The following is a 21,175-nucleotide window of genomic DNA, read 5'->3' as shown; positions in this document are numbered from 1 at the left end:
AATGAACGCCGCACATCCAATACTGACCCCGCAAGGCGTACGCCGTACCACGGTGTATGAGTGGGAAGATGCGCGTGAACATGGCATACGCACCAGTTCTGCGCAAGAATGTTTTACGCGGCACGATTGGGTGGCGGAAGAAGTTCCTGTTGCATTAGTCATCAACGGCATTACCTTTGCAGTAATGATGGCAAGCCCTGTAGATTTAGCGGATTTTGCTTTAGGTTTCGCGTTAACCGAAGGCATTATTGAACAAGCCAGCGATCTTTATAGCGTAGAAGTGGAACCTGCACCATTTGAATCAGGGCAAAGCGGGCAGGGTGGCATTGTTTTACATTTAGATATAGCAAGTGAACGCGCTTGGCGTTTAAAAGAACGCCGGCGTAATTTAGCCGGGCGTACCGGTTGTGGCTTATGTGGCGCGGAAAGCCTGAACCAGGTACAACGTGCGCTCCCTCAAGCGCCTACGGTATTAATCAACCCCGAAGCGTTACTTCACGCACAACAAGTTTTACGAGAAAGCCAGACAACACAGCAGCTCACTGGGGCGAGCCATGCTGCCGCGTGGTGTAATGCACAAGGGGAAATTCTCTTATGTCGTGAAGATGTCGGGCGACACAATGCCCTTGACAAATTAATTGGTGCGCAACGTTATTTAATTAAAAAACAAAATGACGCCACGTTTCATTTGGCAAGTGATTTTATTTTAATTACCAGTCGCGCTAGTTTTGAAATGGTACAAAAAACCTTACTCGCTGGCGTGGGTGCATTAGCAGCCGTTTCTGCGCCTACAGACTTGGCAGTCAACACCGCACGGCAACACAATCTCGCCTTGGCGGGTTTTGTGCGCCAACATCGTTTGGTAAGTTACAGCTTCCCAGAACGCTTCGGCTTTCTACACCCTCAACTTGATTAATACAATTATATGAACACCGAACATCTCGTACATATGGCGAATCAAATCGGGGCTTTTTTTGAAAGCTTCCCTGATCGTCAAGAAGCGAAAAAGGGCATTGCAGACCATATCCACAAATTTTGGGAGCCGCGTATGCGTCTGGGTTTGTTAAATATGTTAAACAAACCAGATACACATAATTTAGCAGAGCTGGTGCGTGAAGCACTTCTTGAACACCAAACTAGCCTGCAAGCGATACGGCACTAACGCTTATTTAGCGGTGGTACTTTCATAGATTCAGGGTGCAGAACAGACGATGCAGATCGCCTTCGGGCTTTGCAATTTTACAGTGGGCATGCTGTCAGCATGACGGAAATGAATGAGGGAAATTTAGAGGTGATTGACCTGTTCCCCGAAAATAATACGGTGTTGATCTGGAAAAAATTTGTACCCACTTTTATATCCACTTTTTCAATGAATGCAATTGAAATCAAATAAAACAAGTGGAAACAAAAGAGCCACGGAAATCGCGGCTCTTATAGAGAGATTTTCGGAAAATCCGATCTGCATGAAACAGATTGAATTCGCCTGAAACCTCTGTCTGCAATCAGACATTGAACAGGAAATTCAACACGTCACCGTCTTTGACGACGTATTCTTTGCCTTCGGCGCGCATCTTGCCGGCTTCTTTGGCACCGGCTTCGCCTTTGTAGGCGATGAAGTCTTCAAATGCAATGGTCTGGGCGCGAATGAAGCCGCGTTCGAAATCGGTGTGGATCACGCCTGCTGCCTGTGGCGCAGTGTCGCCGACGTGGATGGTCCAGGCACGGACTTCCTTGACGCCGGCGGTGAAATAAGTTTGCAGACCGAGCAGCTTGAAACCGGCGCGGATCAGGCGATCAAGGCCCGGCTCTTCCATGCCCATGTCGGCCAGGAAGTCTGCCTTGTCTGCATCATCCAGATCGGCGATTTCGGCTTCGATGGCTGCGCAGATCGAGACGATCGGCGCGTTTTGCGATTTGGCGAATTCGGTCAGCTGGTCCAGCAGAGGGTTATTGGTGAAGCCGTCGTCGGCCACGTTGGCGACATACATCGCCGGTTTTGCCGTGATCAGGCACAGTGGTTTGAGCAGCGCCATTTCTTCGGCGTCGAGACCGAGTGCGCGTACTGGCTTGGCGTCGTTCAGCGCCGGCATGATGCGCTCCAGCAGTGCGACCAGCTTGGCGGCATCCTTGTCGCCGGAACGGGCTTTTTTATTTTCACGGTGGATCGCTTTTTCCACACTGCCCATGTCGGCCAGCGCCAGCTCGGTCTGAATCACTTCGATGTCGTCGAGCGGGCTGACTTTGCCGGCAACGTGGATCACATTGTCATCTTCAAAGCAGCGCACCACGTTAACGATGGCATCGGTTTCGCGGATGTGGGCGAGGAACTGGTTGCCGAGGCCCTCACCTTTGGATGCGCCTGCCACCAGACCGGCGATATCCACAAATTCGACGATGGCGTTCTGGATGCGTTCCGGCTTGACGATTTCTGCCAGCTGTTTCAGGCGGGGATCAGGCACTTCCACCACGCCGACATTCGGCTCAATCGTACAGAACGGATAGTTTTCTGCCGGAATGCCCGCTTTGGTCAGTGCATTGAACAGAGTGGATTTGCCGACGTTAGGCAGGCCGACGATGCCGCATTTGAGACTCATGATGTTTTGCCGATCAGGTTTGAATTAACCCGCTATTTTACCGGATTTGACTGCCATTCTGACCCGGTTCCCGCTGATGCGGTGCAAATAAGCAAGCAGCAGCGCCCCGGCAATGGTCAGACCGATGACCAGTCCGGTCCAGAAACCTTGTGCCGCCATCGGGGTGGCGGGCTTCCACGGCATCCAGTCCGGCGCGAGGCCAAGTACCGAGCCCAGCGGCAGGGCGAAGCCATAAAACGCCATCAGGTGAATCAGCATGGGCGTACGCGTGACTTTGTAACCACGTACTGCGCAGGATGCTGTGACCTGTGCTGCATCTGACAATTGAAACACGGCAGCGAAAATCAGCAGTTCTGCCGTCAGTCGCCGGACTTCGGCGTCCGAGGTGTAGGCGGCCGTGATCTGGTCGCGGAAAATAGTAATCAGTGTGGCGGATATCACGGCAAACAGCAGGGAAATACTGACACCGAGCCATGACACAAAGCGCGCTTTCTGGACATCGCCTTCCCCCAGTGCTTGTCCGACGCGGGTAGTGAGGGCGATGCCGATGCTCAGTGGCACCATGAATACCAGCGATGAAAAATTCAGCGCGATCTGGTTGGCTGAAACAGGCACCACGCCAAAGCGGGCAACCAGCAGCCCGACTGCAGAAAAGGCGGATACCTCGGCAAAATAGGTGATGCCGATCGGCAGGCCGAGTCGCAGCATGGAACGAATTTCCGGCCAGCTGGGCGCTTCCCTTTGCGTAAACGGGTTTGTGCGGCGGTAGACCGGAGCATGCCGGATCCACAGCACCATGGCGCCGAGCATCAGCCACAAACCAGTGCCGGTAGCGACGGCACAGCCGGTTGCGCCGAGTGCCGGTAAGCCAAAGTGGCCGTAGATCAGCAGCCAGTTGATCGTGATATTAAAGGCCAGCCCGCCCAGTGCAATCAGCATCACCGGTTTGGTCTGATTCAGGCTGGTGGTGTAGCCATACAATGCGCGGTACATAGCAAAAGCGGGCATGCCAATACTGATCACATGCACAAAACGCGCAGCTTTGCGGTGGACTTCCGGCGCTAACTGCAGGTAATCAAATACCAGAGTCGAGACATTCAGCATGAGGCAGGCAATCAGGCCTGTGCCCAGCCCCATCCACAGCGACTGGCGCATGATGTGAGGAACCCGCTGGAATGATTCGGCGCCGACTTCGTGAGCAATCACGGCATTCACTGCCATCATGATTCCCATCACACTGACCAGAACGATGGCCCAGAGCGAGGCGCCCAGCGCGACAGCCGCCAGTTCTTCAGCGTTCAGATGGCCGGTCATGGCGACATCAGAGACACCCATGCCAACAGTGGCCAGCTGGCCGATCAGAACCGGCCAGGCAATTTGCCAGAGCGCGGCAGCTTCAGTACGGATACGGGTTTTCATGTCAATCGGGATTGGAATTCGGATTTATCGTGCTGCCCCAGCGGGGCAAGGGACAGGCATCTTACCTGAACTCTGTGTGTCTAGCGATCAATGTGGTGCTGTACCTCCGGCTGATGCTTGTGCAGTCAGCTACTGTTTGGTCATCGCAGCGGGGAATTAGTTCATCGCTGTTGGCGCAGGATTGATACGCGCTGTTTGATGTTTGACCGTGTTTGAAAGGTCAGTGCTGGCTGACCGACGGTTAAAAAAAAAGATCAAAAATAAAAAATCACCTTGAATTTATTTTTTACTCAACTAAAGTGATATCACTTTGATTTCATCGTGAAATCGTACAGGAGAATCTATGAATGCATCGAATCAGTTGCAAAGTCAGAAAAAACAATTGCAGGAACGCCGTATTCAGTCATCCGATGGCTACATCATGATTGCGCTGGCCTGTTTGCTGATTGTGGCGGGCATTTACTCTCTGGTCACGCTTCCACCCGCAGAAGGTCTGATTGCCATCGGCTGGCGGCTCGGGCTTCTGGTGGCCGGGCTGTTTGTTTTTAGCGGCTTATATATGCTGCAGCCGAATGAGGCGGCGCTGCTGTCTCTGTTTGGTCAATACAAGGGAACCGACCGCAGCGAAGGCTTGCGCTGGGTGAATCCGTTTTACAGCAAGCGCAAGCTGAGCCTGCGTGCGCGCACGCTCAATACCGCACCGCTGAAAGTCAATGACAAACGTGGCAATCCGGTGGAAATCGGTGCTGCCATTGTCTGGCGGGTGCAGGATAGCGCGCTGGCGATTTACAACGTGGATGACTTTGAAGGGTTTGTGAATGTGCAGGCCGAAGCTGCGTTGCGCCATCTGGCATCGCTGTATGCCTACGATGATGGCGAGGATCTGGCCGAAGGCGAAACCACCTTGCGGGCTGGCATGGACGTGGTAGCCAGTGCGATGCGTGCGGAATTGCATAATCGCTTCAGCGCCGCAGGAATTGACGTGGAAGATGCCAAACTGACGCATCTGGCATATGCCGCCGAAATCGCGCAGGTCATGCTGCGCCGCCAGCAGGCAGAAGCCATCATCAGCGCCCGTAAAAAAATTGTTCAGGGCGCGGTCAGTATGGTGGAAGCTGCATTGCAGGGTCTGTCCGAACGGCAGATTGTGGAGTTGGATGATGAGCGCAAGGCGGCGATGGTCAGCAATCTGCTGGTCGTGCTGTGTTCCGATCGCGAGACTCAGCCTGTGGTGAATACCGGCACGCTGTACAACTGAGCCCGGGAACGATCATGTCTTATCCTGTCTACCAAGAAAAACAATGGAATTACCCTGTGTTTGGTATTCTGTTAATCATGACCTTCGGTGTCTCGATGGTGCTGCGGGAGCGTACGCCGGGCGTGTGGCTGGGGCCGTCCGTCCTGAGTCTGGTCGCGCTGTGTTTTGCTAATCTGACGACGACGCTGACGGCGGATCACCTGAGCTGGCATTTCATGCTGATCCGCCTGCCCGGCTGGCGGATTGCTCTGCGGGATATCATCAGTGCCGAAGTCAGTCAGTCTGGTTGTCTGGAAGGCTGGGGTATCCGGTTCACCCGCAGCGGCATGCTGTATAACGTCAGCGGTACCGGCGCTATCCGTCTTTATCTCAAAAACGGTAAAACGCTGCGGCTGGGAACGCGTGATCCGCAACGCTGGATGTCTTATCTGCAGCCGCGTCTGGCGGATCTCCAGCGCTGACCATCATGAAAGTAGCGTATGGCAAGCCCGGGTAAAAAATCTTTTCCTTTGCGTATTGATCCGGTGTTGTGGAGCGAGATCGAGCGTCTGGCTGCGCAGGAATTGCGTAGTGCCAATGCGCAGGTGGAATACCTGTTGCGGCAGGCGCTGCAGCAGCGCGGACGTTCTCTGCCACTACCGGATATGGGGGAAGGAAAACCGGAAAATGACTCACCCGAGTGAACCCGGCGCTGAGTCGTGGCAAGTTCTGCAGCGCCCGGAAGGCGGACAGTAAAGTGCATCAGAAATTCAGGCCGCGCACCAGCGTCATATCCGGCCTGACGAGGAACTCTGCCAGATCATCCCGCATGCGGCAGCTTTCTGCGATAGCGGTGCGCCATGCATCAATCCGCTGCTGATGGCGGATGCCGTAATGAAAAAAATCCTTGCGGTCAGGCAGTTTCCCGCGCGGCAGGCTGCGCACAAAGGCATCAGATGGGGCAATCATCACCACATTATCGACCCAGTGCTTATCCCGCCCCAGTCCTGCGCGGCGCCAGGGCAGCGTTTTATCCAGCCAGCCCGGCACGATCTGGCGGGTGAAGTGGGGATACAGCACCAGTTCCGTTTTATTTTGTGTCTCCAGGCGCGCATAAGGCAGTGCCAGATGATAGTCGATGATGCCGCCATCCCAGTATGTACCGGTAGGTGTGTGAGGAATCGCGGTGACCGGTTCCATGATCAGCGGCAAGGTGCCGGATGCCAGCAGGGCGGGTGCCAGATTGTCTTTATCCAGCGTGCAGAAATGGGTGGTGAAACGGTCAAATGGCGTTTGCAGCCAGGGCAGCGTATCCCGTGCATCGCCGATAATCACCCGTTCCAGATGCCGTGCCAAATGTGCCCGTGAACTCAGATTGGAAAATGTGGCGGCAGCAAATCCGGCTTTCGCCGCCAGGTCTGATTGCGGGGCACGCAGCAGGCCGCGTCCGCGGTTTGTCAGCAAATGCAGGCGGTGCTGCGGCTGATGAACGATTTCTTCTTCATATCCACCGATAAAAGCCTGCAGCAATTGTCCGATTTCCTGCGAAACATCATGCGGGCTGGGCTTTTCCGGATACTGTTGTTCGCAGTACAGATTACCCAGACGTTCAAACGCAGCCACCGGGTTAGCGCAGCTGGCAGCCGCCATACGCCATGCGCCGATGGAGGCACCCAGCAGGCTGCGTTCGCGTGGTGCAGAAGGCAGCCATTCCCCAAACAGCCATTGATCTATCGCCTGCAGGATCAGGCCTTTCGGGCCGCCTGCCGCTGCCGGAATCACGGCAATATCCGCTGCTTGCAGGCCGTGTCGCTGCAAATGGTGAAAGGCTGTTTTGCCGGCAAAAATCTGGATCGAAGAGGAAGGCATTGTCATTCCGGTACGGATTACTTCGCGCTGGTATGCAGACGGGTCATGGCTTCGGCGAATTCGCCAGCGACCAGCAGCGGCAGCACATCCATGCTTTTGGCAATCGCTTCATCGATCAGCGGCTGTTCTTCCTTGCGCGGCCGGTGCAATACAAAATCTGCCACGCCCTGATTCAGATTCAGCGTACGCGGATGGCCGATGCCGATACGTAGCCGCCAGTAATCCTGAGTGCCGAGCGCTGAGGTGATGTCTTTAAGACCGTTATGGCCGCCAGAGGAGCCGCCTTTTTTGAGCTTGGCAACACCGGGCAGCATATCCAGCTCATCATGCACCACCAGTATCTGATCCGGTGTGATCTTATAAAAGCGGCAGATCGCACCGACTGACTGACCGGAACGGTTCATGAAAGTCTGTGGTTCCAGCAACCAGACCTCCTCTCCGGCGATCCGGGTTTTTCCTACCAGCGCATTAAAATTTTTGTCGCGCTGGAGACTGACCGGAAACTGGTCAACCAGCCAGAATCCCGCATTATGGCGGGTTTGTTCATACTCCGGCCCCGGATTACCGAGGCCGACAATCAGACGGATAGACATACCAATTCAACAGAAGAGAAAAGATTTATTTTTTACGTTTTTTCAGCAGAGGTAACAGGTATTTGCCGGTTACGCTGTCGGGGTTGGCCGCCACTTGTTCCGGTGTGCCGGTCGCGATAATTCTGCCGCCGCCCGCACCGCCTTCCGGTCCCAGATCAATCAGCCAGTCGGCGGTCTTGATCACATCCAGATTGTGTTCGATGATGACCAGCGTATTGCCCTGATCGCGCAGACGGTGTATCACTTTCAGCAGCAGCGCGATATCGTGGAAGTGCAGGCCGGTGGTCGGCTCATCCAGAATATACAGGGTGCGGCCGGTATCGCGTTTCGATAATTCCAGCGACAGTTTTACCCTTTGTGCCTCACCGCCGGACAGCGTGGTGGCGCTCTGACCCAGACGGATATAGCCAAGGCCGACATCCAGCAGAGTTTGCAGCTTGCGGGCAATGACCGGTACCGGCTTGAAGAATTCGTGGGCATCCTCGACCGTCATTTCCAGCACTTCGTGGATATTTTTTCCCTTGTACTGGACTTCCAGGGTTTCGCGGTTGTAGCGTTTTCCGTGACAGACATCGCAAGGCACATACACATCCGGCAGAAAGTGCATTTCGACTTTAATCACGCCATCGCCCTGACAGGCTTCGCAGCGACCGCCTTTGACGTTGAACGAAAAACGGCCAGCGCTGTAGCCGCGTTCTTTAGCGGTCGGTACCGTAGAAAACAGATCGCGGATAGGGGTGAATAAGCCGGTATACGTGGCCGGGTTAGAGCGTGGTGTACGGCCTATCGGAGCCTGATCGACAGAAATGACTTTATCGAAATGTTCAAGTCCGCTGACGTGGTCAAATGGCGCTGGTTCCGTCTGCGAACCATACAGATGGCGGGCCGCGACATGGTACAGCGTGTCATTCACCAGCGTGGATTTACCCGAGCCGGACACGCCGGTCACGCAGGTCAGCAAACCGACCGGCAGCGTCATATCCTGATTTTTCAGATTATTGCCACGGGCACCGGCAATCAGTAATTGCTTGTCGGGATCGGACGCAGTACGTTTGGCGGGGACGCTGATTTCCAGTTCGCCGCTCAGGTATTTCGCAGTCAGTGAGCGCGGATTCTGCAGGATGTCATCGAGAGCGCCATGAGCGATCACTTCACCGCCATGTACGCCAGCGCCAATGCCCATATCAACCACGAAGTCGGCGCAGCGGATTGCGTCTTCATCATGCTCGACCACCAGCACGCTGTTGCCGATATCGCGCAAATGCTTGAGCGTGTCGATCAACCTGTCGTTATCGCGCTGGTGCAGACCGATCGACGGTTCATCCAGCACGTACATCACGCCGGTCAGCCCCGATCCTATCTGGGAAGCGAGGCGGATACGCTGGGCTTCGCCGCCGGACAGGGTATCGGCACTGCGTTCCAGGGACAGGTAATCGAGCCCGACGTTATTGAGGAAGGTCAGGCGCGCCGTGATTTCCTTGATGATGCGGTCGGCAATATCGCGTTTTGCGCCGTGCAGTTGCAGATGCTCGAAGAAATGCAGGGTATCGCGCAAAGGCATGGCGCTGATATCGAAAATGGCTTTTTCCTGTTGGCCGGTGCCGACCTTCACGTAACGTGCTTCAATCCGCAGGCGGGCACCGTGACAGGACGGGCATTGTTTTTCGTTGATGAATTTCGCCAGCTCTTCCTTCACCGCCATCGAATCCGTTTCGCGGTAGCGGCGCTGCAGATTCGTCACGACGCCTTCAAACGCATGTTCCTTGATAACGGTGCGTCCTTTTTCGTTGATGTAAGTGAACGGGATTTGCTGTTTGCCCGAGCCATACAGAATGACTTGCTGGGCCGATTCCGGCAATTGCTCGAATGGCGTATCGATATCGAACTCATAAAAAGCCGCCAGATTTGACAGCATCTGGAAGTAGAACTGATTGCGGCGGTCCCAGCCTTTGACGGCACCACTGGCCAGCGACAGGTTAGGGAAAGCGACGATCCGTTTCGGATCAAAGAATTCGATATGGCCGAGCCCGTCGCATTCCGGGCAGGCGCCCATTGGATTATTGAATGAAAACAGACGCGGCTCCAGTTCCTGCAACGAATAGCCGCAGGTCGGACAGGCAAATTTGTTGGAAAACAGTTGTTCATGGCCCGTGCCCATATTCACTACCAGTGCACGGCCATTGGCGATGCGCAGGCAGGTTTCAAAGGATTCCGCCAGCCGCTGCTTGATGTCTTCGCGTACTTTGACGCGATCGACCACCACGTCGATGGTATGTTTTTCGGTTTTTTTCAACTTCGGCAGATCATCGGCTTCCACAATTTTGGCGTCATGCGTGCCGCTTTGCACCCGGAAGCGTACAAAGCCCTGCGCCTGCATCTGCTCAAACAGATCCACATGCTCACCTTTGCGGTTCGACACCACCGGCGCCAGGATCATCAGCTTGCTGTCTTCCGGCATGGCCAGTACGGCATCCACCATCTGCGATACCGATTGTGCTGCCAGCGGGTTTTCCGGATGATCAGGGCAATACGGTGTGCCTACACGGGCGTACAGCAGACGCAGGTAATCGTGGATTTCAGTGACGGTGCCGACGGTGGAGCGTGGATTGTGCGAGGTTGCCTTTTGCTCGATTGAGATCGCCGGTGACAGTCCCTCAATCAGATCGACATCGGGTTTTTCCATCAGTTGCAGAAATTGACGCGCATAGGCGGATAAGGATTCGACATAGCGGCGTTGTCCTTCGGCATACAAGGTGTCAAACGCCAGCGAGGATTTACCCGAACCGGACAAGCCGGTAATCACCACCAGCTTGTTGCGCGGCAGATCCAGATTGATGTTCTTCAGGTTATGGGTCCGGGCTCCCCTGACGCGGATCAGCTCACGTTTCTGCATGAGCGCGATGTCATCGGCGTCGAATGCGATTTCGGCGGGTTTAGGGGCTTTTGCAGCTTTTGATCGTGTCGTCATGGTATTTGAGCTCAATTTTGGCAGAGGCAAGCAACCTGCTACTATAACGGGTTTTTGAAATTTACCGTTGGCTCGTCTTCTTGTTCCGTAAAATCCGCCGTCAGGATGGATATTTAATATGACTATTGCAACAAATTCTGATTGTAAAGCCCATCAAGCGAACAATCCGCCTGTCGCATCGCGCATGACGCGGATGGAAATCCGCTCCAGCGCATCGCTGGCTTCGATTTTTGCCTTGCGGATGCTGGGGCTGTTTCTGATTTTGCCGGTATTTGCCATTCATGCCAAAACCCTGCCGGATGGTGACAATAGTCTGCTGGTTGGTATGGCGATGGGTATTTATGGCCTGAGTCAGGCGTTCGGCCAGATTCCGTTCGGCATCGCTTCGGATAAATTTGGTCGCAAACGCATTATCGTGATCGGTTTGCTGCTGTTTGCTGCCGGTGCTTTTGTCGCTGCGATGGCCACTTCCGTGCTGGGTGTGCTGATCGGACGGGCGATTCAGGGAGCCGGGGCGATCTCGGCAGCGATTACTGCGCTGATCGCCGACTCCACCCGCGAAGAGCACCGGACTAAGGCCATGGCGATGGTCGGCGGCTCGATCGGACTGACCTTTGCCCTGTCGCTGGTCGCTGCGCCTTTGCTGTATCAGGTCATCGGAATGGGCGGAATTTTCGCCATGACCGGCATCCTCTCGCTGGCTGCGATTGGCGTGGTGCTGTTCATTACACCCGATGCGCCTGCGGTTCAGTTGGCGCCGGTTCCGTTGTCTGAGGTGCTGAAAAACCGTGAACTGATGCGGCTGAACTACGGCGTCTTCGTGCTGCATTTGTCGCAAATGGCCATGTTTGTAGTGGTGCCGACGGCGCTGGTGCAGTACGCCGGCATTGCCGTGACATCCCACTGGAAAATCTATCTGCCGATCATGTTTGCTTCTTTCGTGGCAATGCTGCCAGCGATTTTTGTCGGCGAAAAATACGGCAAAATGAAACAGGTTTTTGTCGGTGCCATCGCCTTGCTGCTGCTGGTTCAGCTCGGTTTGTGGCAAGGTCTGCAGCAGCCGGTATTGCTGATTAGCTTATTGTTTGCATTTTTTATTGCGTTCAATATTCTGGAGGCCAGCCAGCCCTCGCTGGTATCGCGCATTGCCCCACCAGCCGCAAAAGGGGCGGCGCTCGGCGTGTATAACACCATGCAGGCAATCGGACTGTTTTGCGGCGGGGCGCTGGGCGGATGGCTGAAACAGCATACCGGCGCTTCTTCCGTCTTTATTGTCTGCGCAGTCACCAGCCTGCTGTGGCTTATAATGGCTGCCAAGATGCCGGAAATCGCGAAGCGCGGCAAATCAGCCCCATCCGTTCAGGTTGAATAATATTGATTGAAATACAGAAAAACAGGAGAAATACATGGCATCCGTGAATAAAGTCATTATCGTCGGCAATCTGGGTCGTGACCCGGAAACACGTTATATGCCAAGTGGTGACGCCATGACCAGCATTACTGTCGCAACGACGGATAACTGGAAAGACCGGGCGACAGGCGAGAAAAAAGAGCAGACCGAATGGCACCGGATTACCTTTTTCGGCAAGCTCGCTGAAATCGCAGGTCAGTACCTGAAAAAAGGCTCTCAGGTTTATGTAGAAGGCAGTCTGCGCACCCGTAAATACACCGACAAGGATGGCGTCGAGAAATATGCGACCGACATCCGTGCCGACAGCATGCAGATGCTCGGTAGCCGGCAGGGCATGGGTGGCGGTGCCGCCATGGACGACAGCGGTTACGGCAGTCCGGCACCTGCGCCGACGCAGCGTCAGCAGGGAGCACCCGCTTCACGCCCAGCACCGGCATCCCGTCCGGCACCGAATTTTTCGGATATGGATGACGATATCCCGTTTTAAAAATCCAGTACCACCGATTTTAACGAAAAAACCGGTAAGACTAGCTCTGCCGGTTTTTTGTTTGTTGCAGGAAAATAATCAAGATTAGAAAGATTATTAAGGTTTTTATGGATGTCACTACAGTGTTGTCGGGTAATTGATTGAGACTATTGTTCATAGAACCAATGAAGTACCTAAGCCCGGCTAAGTCCCAGCCGCGCATTGAATAAAATAATAAAATATAATTAAATACTTAATTTTTACCAGTTCTGACCCGATTTTTTGAATAAAAATCGAATCAAGTATAAATTTTTTGAGGTTCTGTAACTTTTTATGTCAACGCAAGTGATGGCAGGCTCGTTTGGGGAATATGAATCCTGGGCTGTAATGTGTACGGCAACGATTCTCCCTCAAGGAGTTTGAAAATGATTTACGAAATTGCGGTGCGTCCTTCTGCAAACCAAAAGATGACATCTGATCATCTGATCTGGGTTGAGACTGATATGCCAACACGTTCTTTTGAAAAATGGATGCGTGATCGTGCATTGTTGGATGGAACCGGGCAGGCACCAATCGTTCGCTGGAGTATTGTTCAGACTCAGCGTCCGGCACATTTCAAACTGGCGACACAGGCAAAAGCACTGAAAAGCCGCATTTCCGAATTGATGAGCGGTCTGCCGGAAGTGACTGCTGTACAGGACGCCTCCAAGGCGCTCAGTGCTTTCCGCCTGAAAGCGAAAACACCTGAACTGGTCAGCGCTTACCACTGATTTTTTCAGTTCAGCGATTCTCTGAAGTACAAAAGCACGACGAACTGGTTTCGTCGTGCTTTTATGCTTTCTGCCTGAATTTTTGCCTGAGTATATTTTTCCGTCAGCAAGATGGATCGCCTGACGGAAGCCAGTCAGGTCGCAGAATTCTTCCCACTCTGTTTTTTTTTGCGTCACTTTATTCATCTGATGGGTGCTCGCCCGGGTTGCCTGTTTAATGTCCGCGTTCTGTTCCTGGCTGACAGGACTGATTTCTTGCTGATATCCATCGTGCGTTGCATGCTGCTGATGATTTTCTGGATCGTCTTACTCATCTAACCATGCCACTTTACTGGTGGAATTCTCAATCAATTGCTTGATTTCCCCGGCTTTATCAGCATTGCAGGTATTTTAGAGGGAACCGGTGCTGTTCCTGAGTATACTGAGGCATTCGACTATCTGATTTTAGAATGTACAGTGAATTTATGGCAAGACTACCGCGTTTGGTAATTCCGCAGATGTTGCATCATCTGGTGCAGCGCACCCACGAGGGTACACAGCTCTTTCGCGACAGCGAGGATTACACGATGTTTCTCGGCTGGCTGACGCAAGGTGCAAAACAATTCCATATTGCGATACACGCCTACGTGCTGATGCCGGAACATTTACATTTACTGGTGACGCCGGAAGATGCGGAAGGATTGAGCAAGCTTTTGCAATGGCTGGGCCGTTACTATGTCCCTTATTTCAATCGCAAATATCGGCGTTCAGGGAGCTTGTGGCAGGGACGTTATAAGGCAACTGTGCTGGAGGCGCAGGCTTTTTTCCTGCCATGCAGTTTGTATGTGGAAAGCCATCCTTTACGCGCCGGGCTGGTAGCGGATTTGCTCGATTATCCCTGGTCAAGCTATCAGCACCATATTGGTCTGCGCGCTGATCCGCTGGTATCGGACCATCCTATTTTCTGGGCACTGGGAAACACACCTTTCCAGCGCGAGGCAAACTATAAGGAAATGATGCAGCAGTCGCTATCCGCCGCAGAACTGGCGCGCCTGACTGAGGCAACGCACAAGGGGTGGTTGCTTGGTTCTCCGGTGTTTGAGGCGGAAATGGCAAAGCTGACCGAGCGCCGGGTATCGCCGGCAAAGCGTGGACGCCCGCGGAAGATAGTGCCTGCAGGACAGGGATAATCTGGTGGGGAAAAGAGATTTATTATTTGAAATAACTCTGACCCTATTAAAACAATTAATAGAAATCGTAATATAATATATGTCTCTGACCCCTTTTATTTAGATTGAACTTTCTTTTGCGCTGCACTATTCTCCATCTCAGTCATTCAATTTTGCCTTCCGGAGATAGCTATGCAAGCTCAAGGTTTGTACGATCCAACCAATGAACATGATGCCTGTGGTGTGGGATTTGTTGCCCATATCAAGGGTAAAAAATCCCACGCGATTGTTGATCAGGGCTTGCTGATCCTGAAAAATCTGGATCACCGCGGTGCGGTGGGTGCTGACCCGCTGATGGGGGACGGTGCCGGCATCCTGATTCAGATTCCGGATCAGTATTACCGTGAAGAAATGGCAAAACAGGGTATTGAGTTGCCGCCCCCGGGGGAATATGGCGTTGGTATGATTTTCCTGCCGAAAGAGCATGCTTCCCGCCTTGCCTGTGAGCAGGAAATTGAGCGTGCAGTTCGTGCCGAAGGTCAGGTCGTGCTGGGCTGGCGTGACGTGCCGGTCGATGCCGAGATGCCGATGTCGCCGACTGTGCGTGACAAAGAGCCGGTTATCCGCCAGATTTTCATTGGCCGTGGTCCTGACATCATGGTGACCGATGCGCTGGAACGCAAGCTGTACGTGATCCGTAAATCGGCAGTCCATGCGATTGAAGCGCTGAAGCTGCTGCATGGTAAGGAGTATTTCGTGCCTTCCATGTCGGCGCGCACCGTGGTGTACAAAGGCTTGCTGCTGGCAGACCAGGTCGGTGTCTACTACAAGGACTTGCAGGATGAGCGCTGCGTCTCTGCGCTGGCGCTGGTGCATCAGCGTTTTTCCACCAATACCTTCCCGGAATGGCCGTTGGCACACCCTTATCGCATGATTGCGCACAACGGTGAAATCAATACTGTCAAAGGCAACTTTAACTGGATGCGCGCCCGTGAAGGCGTGATGAAGTCCGCCGTACTGGGTGACGATTTGCAAAAATTGTATCCGCTGATTTTTGAAGGTCAGTCCGACACGGCAAGTTTTGATAATGCGCTGGAATTGTTGGTGATGGCGGGTTATCCGATTGCGCAGGCCATGATGATGATGATCCCGGAAGCCTGGGAAAATCATGGCATGATGGATGATAACCGTCGTGCGTTTTACGAATACCACGCTGCAATGATGGAACCGTGGGATGGCCCGGCAGCCATGGCTTTCACCGATGGTCGCCAGATCGGCGGTACGCTGGATCGTAACGGCTTGCGTCCTGCACGTTACATCGTGACTGACGACGATCTGGTGGTGATGGCATCCGAATCGGGCGTGTTGCCGATTCCTGAATCGAAGATTATCAAAAAATGGCGTTTGCAACCCGGCAAAATGTTCCTGATCGATCTGGAAGCTGGTCGCATCATCGATGATAAAGAAATCAAGGACACCTATGCCAATGCCAAGCCGTATAAGCAATGGATCAAGTCCGTCCGCATCAAACTGAATGAACTCAAAGGTGAGGTAAAACAGGGGGCCGAAGCAGCCACGCTGCTCGATCGCCAGCAGGCATTCGGATATACTCAGGAAGACATTAAATTTCTGATGGCGCCGATGGCGGTGGCTGGTGAAGAGGCCATTGGCTCTATGGGGAATGATTCCTCGTTGGCAGTCATGTCCAACAAACTCAAACCGCTGTACAACTACTTCAAGCAGTTGTTTGCGCAAGTCACCAATCCGCCGATCGATCCTATCCGCGAAGCGATGGTGATGTCGCTGGTCTCATTCATCGGCCCGAAACCGAATCTGCTCGATACCAACAACATCAATCCGCCGATGCGTCTTGAAGTGTCGCAACCGGTACTGGATTTTGCCGATATCGCCAAACTGCGCAATATCAGTGCCAACACCGGCGGCAAGTTCAAGTCGTATGAGCTCGATATCTGCTATCCGGTATCCTGGGGTAAGGAAGGGATTGAAGCGCGTCTGGCCTCGATCTGCGCAGAGGTGGTGGATGCGGTCAAGTCTGGTCACAATATTATGATCATCACCGACCGCAAGATGGATGGCAACAATGTCGCTATTCCTGCCTTGCTTGCCACATCGACGGTGCATCAGCATCTGGTCAGCAAAGGGCTGCGCACGACAACCGGGCTGGTCGTCGAAACCGGTTCTGCGCGCGAAACGCATCACTTCGCACTGCTGGCAGGTTATGGTGCGGAAGCTGTGCATCCTTATCTCGCCATGCAGACACTGGCTGATATGGCGAAAGATCTGCCGGGTGATCTGAGCGCAGAAAAAGCGATCTACAATTACACCAAGGCGATTGGTAAAGGACTCATGAAAGTCATGTCCAAAATGGGCATTTCGACTTATATGTCCTATTGCGGCGCGCAGATTTTTGAAGCGATCGGTCTGAATAAATCGCTGGTCGACAAATATTTTAAAGGCACCGCATCCAACGTTGAGGGGATCGGTGTGTTTGAAGTGGCAGAAGAGGCGCTGCGCCTGCACAAGCTGGCTTTCGGTCAGGACCCGGTGCTGGCAAACGCGCTTGATGCCGGCGGCGAATATGCTTTCCGTGTCCGTGGCGAAGACCATATGTGGACACCGGATGCGATCGCCAAATTGCAGCATTCCACCCGTGCCAACAACTACAACTCCTACAAGGAATACGCACAGATCATCAACGATCAGTCCAAGCGTCATATGACCTTGCGCGGGCTGTTCGAGTTTAAGATTGATCCGTCCAAAGCCATTCCACTGGAGCAGGTTGAACCCGCCAAAGAAATCGTCAAACGGTTTGCGACCGGTGCGATGTCTCTGGGCTCCATCAGTACCGAAGCGCACGCCACACTGGCAATTGCGATGAACCGGATTGGCGGCAAATCGAATACCGGTGAGGGTGGCGAGGATCCGGCGCGTTATCAGCAGGAACTGAAGGGTATTCCTATCAAGCAAGGCGCCACATTGGCTTCTGTGATTGGCAAGGAACAGATCGAAGCAGATATCCCACTGATTGAAGGTGATTCGCTGCGCTCGAAAATCAAGCAGGTTGCTTCTGGCCGTTTTGGTGTAACAGCCGAGTATCTGACATCTGCCGACCAGATTCAGATCAAGATGGCGCAAGGCGCAAAACCTGGCGAAGGTGGTCAGCTGCCTGGCCATAAAGTATCGGAATATATTGCTAAACTGCGTTTTTCCGTACCGGGTGTAGGTCTGATTTCTCCGCCACCGCACCACGATATTTATTCGATTGAAGATCTGGCGCAATTGATTCATGACCTGAAAAATGTGAATCCGAATGCATCGATTTCCGTCAAGCTGGTATCTGAAGTCGGTGTTGGTACCATTGCTGCGGGTGTTTCCAAGGCAAAGGCCGATCACGTGGTGATTGCAGGCCATGACGGTGGTACCGGGGCTTCACCTTTGTCGTCGATTAAACATGCTGGTACGCCGTGGGAATTGGGATTGGCTGAAACACAGCAGACGCTGGTATTGAACGGTTTGCGTGGCCGTGTGCGGGTACAGGCTGATGGTCAGATGAAGACCGGTCGCGACGTGGCGATTGCTGCCATGCTGGGTGCCGATGAGATTGGTTTTGCGACTGCACCGCTGGTGGTGGAAGGTTGCATCATGATGCGTAAATGCCACCTGAATACCTGCCCGGTCGGTGTGGCGACGCAAGACCCGGTATTGCGCGCCAAATTCTCCGGCAAGCCGGAATATATCGTGAACTATTTCTTCTTCGTTGCCGAAGAAGTTCGTCAGATCATGGCGCAACTGGGCGTGCGCACCTATGACGAATTAATTGGCCGGGTTGATCTGCTGGATAAATCCAAAGCCATCTCGCACTGGAAAGCCAAGGGTCTGGATTTTGCAAAAATTTTCTACCAGCCGCAAGCCGGTGCCGATGCGGCGATCCGCCATGTCGATGTGCAGGATCATGGTCTCGACAAGGCACTGGACAACAAGCTCATCGCTCAGGCAAAGACTGCATTGGAAACTGGCGAGAAAGTCTCTTTCATTTCGCCGATTAAAAACCTGAATCGCACCGTTGGCACGATGTTGTCTGGTGAAGTGGCGAAGAAATACGGTCATGCAGGTTTGCCGGATGACACGATCCACATTCAGCTGCAAGGTACGGCCGGCCAGTCTGCCGGCGCATTCCTGGCGCATGGCGTGACGCTGGATCTGGTGGGTGAAGGTAACGATTACGTCGGTAAAGGTTTGTCCGGCGGCCGCATTATCATCCGCCCCAATACCGAATTCCGCGGCTGGGCGGTGGACAACATCATTTGCGGTAACACGGTTTTGTACGGTGCGATTTCCGGTGAGGCATTCATCAATGGTGTGGCAGGCGAACGTTTTGCCGTGCGTAATTCCGGCGCTGTCGCGGTGGTTGAAGGTACTGGTGACCACGGTTGCGAATACATGACAGGCGGTACGGTCATCGTGCTGGGTAACACCGGTCGTAACTTTGCCGCCGGTATGTCCGGTGGTATCGCCTATGTTTATGATCCGGACGGGGAATTTGAAGCGAAATGCAATATGTCCATGGTCACGCTGGAGCCAGTGCTGGCAGGCGATGTACAGACTGCAACCGTCGATAAATCAATCTGGCACAGCCGTCTGCGTGGCGGTGAGGGTGAGACCGATGAAGCGATTCTGCGTAACCTGATTGAGCGCCACTTCAAACATACAGGCAGTACCCGCGCCCGCAATCTGCTGGATGACTGGGCCCGCAGCCGCGCTAAATTCGTCAAAGTATTTCCGACCGAATACAAGCGTGCGTTGGCGGAAATGTCTGCGGCGAAGCCGGCTGCCAGGAAGGAAAAAGTTGCTGCCTAGTTTCATCGGATGCGCCAGCCGGCGCACCTGATGCTGCGCAATTCAAGACTGACAGGGCAGAGTAGCCCACAATCATATTGAGGATAAAAATGGGTAAAGTTACCGGTTTCATGGAATATCAGCGACTGCAGGAAGCTTCTGAAGCACCGTTGTCGCGTAAAAAGCATTACAAGGAATTTTTGGTGCATCTGGATGATGCGCAGGCAAAAACACAGGCGGCACGCTGTATGGATTGCGGTATTCCGTTTTGCAATAACGGTTGCCCTGTCAATAACATCATCCCTGACTGGAATGATCTGGTATACAACGGACAAGTGAAGCAGGCGCTCGATACCCTGCATTCGACAAACAATTTCCCAGAATTCACCGGCCGCATCTGTCCGGCACCCTGCGAAGCAGCTTGTACGCTGGGAATCAATAATGATGCAGTCGGCATCAAGTCGATTGAGCATTACATTATCGATAAAGGTTGGGAAAACGGTTGGGTTGCGCCGGAAATTCCTGCTATTAAAACCGGCAAGAAAATCGCTGTTGTCGGTTCTGGTCCTGCGGGGCTGGCAGCAGCGCAGCAACTGGCGCGTGTTGGCCATGATGTGACAGTATTCGAAAAGAATGACCGTGTTGGCGGCTTGCTGCGTTATGGCATTCCCGACTTCAAAATGGAAAAATCCCATATCGACCGCCGCGTTGATCAGATGCAGGCAGAAGGTGTGACATTCCGTACTGGCGTATTTGTCGGCAAGGATTTTCCTGCCACGGTCACAAACTGGTCCAAAGAAACGATTTCCCCGGAACAGCTGCAAAAGGATTTTGATGCAGTCATCATCGCCGGTGGTGCAGAAACGCCGCGTGATTTGCCGGTCCCTGGCCGCGAACTCAAAGGCGTGCATTTCGCTATGGATTTCTTGCCGGTGCAGAACAAGGTGAATGCCGGTGATAAGGTCAAAGACCAGATCATGGCGACGGGCAAGCATGTTGTGGTGATCGGTGGTGGTGATACCGGCTCTGATTGCGTGGGCACCTCGAATCGTCACGGCGCCAAATCCGTGGCTCAGTTTGAATTGTTGCCACAGCCGCCTGAGCAGGAAAACAAACCGTTGGTCTGGCCTTACTGGCCGACTAAGTTGCGCACTTCTTCCTCGCATGAAGAAGGTTGCGAACGTGACTGGTCCGTTGCAACGAAACGTCTGGAAGGCAAGGGCGGCAAAGTGGAAAAGCTGATCGCCTGCCGTGTTGAATGGAAAGACGGCAAGATGCAGGAAGTGCCGGATTCCGAATTTGAGATGAAAGCCGATCTGGTTTTGCTGGCTATGGGTTTTGTTTCTCCGGTACAACATGTGCTGGATGCATTTGGCGTGGACAAAGATGCTCGCGGCAATGCTAAAGCGACAACCGAGGGTATCGGTTGCTACAAGACTAATGCGGAAAAGGTCTTTGCAGCAGGCGACATGCGTCGTGGTCAGTCACTGGTGGTCTGGGCGATTCGCGAAGGACGTCAGTGCGCCCGTGAAGTGGATGCTTTCCTGATGGGCGACTCAGTTTTGCCTCGTTAATCCGTGTGACGGATTGCAGTCTGAGGGCTGGAATCCGTCAAATTTTTTGAAGAGAACAGACAAAATCCAATAATTACTGACTGAAAATTCATTAATTTTTTGAGGCAAAACAATCTGTTTTTAATAAAATTTTTAAATTTAAATGAAAATTGAATTTAAATTTAAAAAATGCAAAATAATCAGAATATAATTCAAATCATTGTTTTTTGTTACAGTTTCTGAAGCAGCTGTAATTCCCGTTCTGCATTACAATCTAGTTTTTGCAAAAC

Annotated in this window: 16 protein-coding genes; 11 read left to right on the top strand and 5 right to left on the bottom strand. The window is 53.1% G+C overall.

All coding sequences use genetic code 11. The features are described from left to right. Position 1: 1 nt before the first annotated feature. Together fdhD and HV832_RS00535 are read left to right on the top strand one after the other, a co-directional pair. On the top strand, positions 2 to 916 hold the full coding sequence (fdhD, locus tag HV832_RS00540; protein ID WP_176801603.1) for a formate dehydrogenase accessory sulfurtransferase FdhD: 915 nt from the start codon (positions 2 to 4) through the stop codon (positions 914 to 916). Between the two features lie 9 nt (positions 917 to 925). Next, entirely contained in the window at positions 926 to 1,162 is a 237-nt protein-coding gene (locus HV832_RS00535; protein WP_176801602.1) for a formate dehydrogenase subunit delta, read from the top strand. Positions 1,163 to 1,502: 340 nt separating this feature from the next. On the opposite strand, the gene ychF is transcribed toward HV832_RS00535, so the two are convergent. Together ychF and HV832_RS00525 are read right to left on the bottom strand one after the other, a co-directional pair. Beyond that, complete coding sequence (gene ychF / locus HV832_RS00530; RefSeq protein WP_176801601.1) at positions 1,503 to 2,594, bottom strand: redox-regulated ATPase YchF; 1,092 nt, start codon at positions 2,592 to 2,594, stop codon at positions 1,503 to 1,505. A 24-nt stretch (positions 2,595 to 2,618) separates the two neighbouring features. Next, positions 2,619 to 4,013 carry an MATE family efflux transporter gene (locus HV832_RS00525; protein WP_176801600.1) on the bottom strand — a complete coding sequence of 465 codons (1,395 nt, stop codon included), beginning with the start codon at positions 4,011 to 4,013 and terminating at the stop codon, positions 2,619 to 2,621. A 343-nt stretch (positions 4,014 to 4,356) separates the two neighbouring features. Here HV832_RS00525 and HV832_RS00520 point away from each other — a divergent pair, with 343 nt between their 5' ends. The 3 genes from HV832_RS00520 to HV832_RS00510 are packed head-to-tail and all read left to right on the top strand — an operon-like array spanning position 4,357 to position 5,954. Then, a complete protein-coding gene (locus HV832_RS00520) occupies positions 4,357 to 5,271 on the top strand; it encodes an SPFH domain-containing protein (protein ID WP_176801599.1) in 915 nt (304 codons plus the stop codon). A 14-nt stretch (positions 5,272 to 5,285) separates the two neighbouring features. Then, positions 5,286 to 5,732 carry a hypothetical protein gene (locus HV832_RS00515; protein WP_176801598.1) on the top strand — a complete coding sequence of 149 codons (447 nt, stop codon included), beginning with the start codon at positions 5,286 to 5,288 and terminating at the stop codon, positions 5,730 to 5,732. A gap of 18 nt (positions 5,733 to 5,750) precedes the next feature. Continuing rightward, positions 5,751 to 5,954, top strand: coding sequence for a type II toxin-antitoxin system antitoxin (locus tag HV832_RS00510; protein WP_176801597.1), 204 nt, complete (start codon positions 5,751 to 5,753; stop codon positions 5,952 to 5,954). A 58-nt stretch (positions 5,955 to 6,012) separates the two neighbouring features. Here the strand turns inward: HV832_RS00510 and HV832_RS00505 are convergent, their stop codons facing one another. Genes HV832_RS00505 through uvrA form a run of 3 tightly spaced genes read right to left on the bottom strand, consistent with a single transcriptional unit; the run spans position 6,013 to position 10,605 of the window. Continuing rightward, positions 6,013 to 7,119, bottom strand: a complete 1,107-nt coding sequence (locus HV832_RS00505; protein ID WP_176801596.1) for a patatin-like phospholipase family protein — start codon at positions 7,117 to 7,119, stop codon at positions 6,013 to 6,015. A 17-nt stretch (positions 7,120 to 7,136) separates the two neighbouring features. Then, on the bottom strand, positions 7,137 to 7,712 hold the full coding sequence (gene pth / locus HV832_RS00500; RefSeq protein WP_176801595.1) for an aminoacyl-tRNA hydrolase: 576 nt from the start codon (positions 7,710 to 7,712) through the stop codon (positions 7,137 to 7,139). A gap of 25 nt (positions 7,713 to 7,737) precedes the next feature. After that, entirely contained in the window at positions 7,738 to 10,605 is a 2,868-nt protein-coding gene (gene uvrA / locus HV832_RS00495; RefSeq protein WP_176802058.1) for an excinuclease ABC subunit UvrA, read from the bottom strand. A 259-nt stretch (positions 10,606 to 10,864) separates the two neighbouring features. Between uvrA and HV832_RS00490 the strand changes: the two genes are divergently transcribed. From HV832_RS00490 to HV832_RS00465, 6 genes are all read left to right on the top strand, one after another. Then, entirely contained in the window at positions 10,865 to 12,052 is a 1,188-nt protein-coding gene (locus tag HV832_RS00490; protein WP_176802057.1) for an MFS transporter, read from the top strand. 34 nt (positions 12,053 to 12,086) lie between these two features. Then, positions 12,087 to 12,578 (top strand): single-stranded DNA-binding protein, encoded by a 492-nt coding sequence (gene ssb / locus HV832_RS00485; RefSeq protein WP_176801594.1) that lies wholly within the window; start codon positions 12,087 to 12,089, stop codon positions 12,576 to 12,578. Between the two features lie 404 nt (positions 12,579 to 12,982). After that, positions 12,983 to 13,327, top strand: coding sequence for a hypothetical protein (locus HV832_RS00480; protein WP_176801593.1), 345 nt, complete (start codon positions 12,983 to 12,985; stop codon positions 13,325 to 13,327). A 464-nt stretch (positions 13,328 to 13,791) separates the two neighbouring features. Then, positions 13,792 to 14,496 (top strand): transposase, encoded by a 705-nt coding sequence (locus HV832_RS00475; RefSeq protein ID WP_176801592.1) that lies wholly within the window; start codon positions 13,792 to 13,794, stop codon positions 14,494 to 14,496. 171 nt (positions 14,497 to 14,667) lie between these two features. Beyond that, a complete protein-coding gene (locus tag HV832_RS00470) occupies positions 14,668 to 19,353 on the top strand; it encodes a glutamate synthase-related protein (RefSeq protein WP_176801591.1) in 4,686 nt (1,561 codons plus the stop codon). Between the two features lie 89 nt (positions 19,354 to 19,442). Continuing rightward, positions 19,443 to 20,906, top strand: a complete 1,464-nt coding sequence (locus HV832_RS00465) for a glutamate synthase subunit beta (protein WP_176801590.1) — start codon at positions 19,443 to 19,445, stop codon at positions 20,904 to 20,906. Positions 20,907 to 21,175 lie beyond the last annotated feature (269 nt).

The organism is Cognatundibacterium oligocarboniphilum (genome assembly GCF_013377855.1).
GTDB classification, from domain to species: domain Bacteria; phylum Pseudomonadota; class Gammaproteobacteria; order Burkholderiales; family Burkholderiaceae_D; genus Undibacterium; species Undibacterium oligocarboniphilum.
Note: the sequence above shows the minus strand (reverse complement) of the source record. Positions and strands in the feature narration are given on the sequence as shown.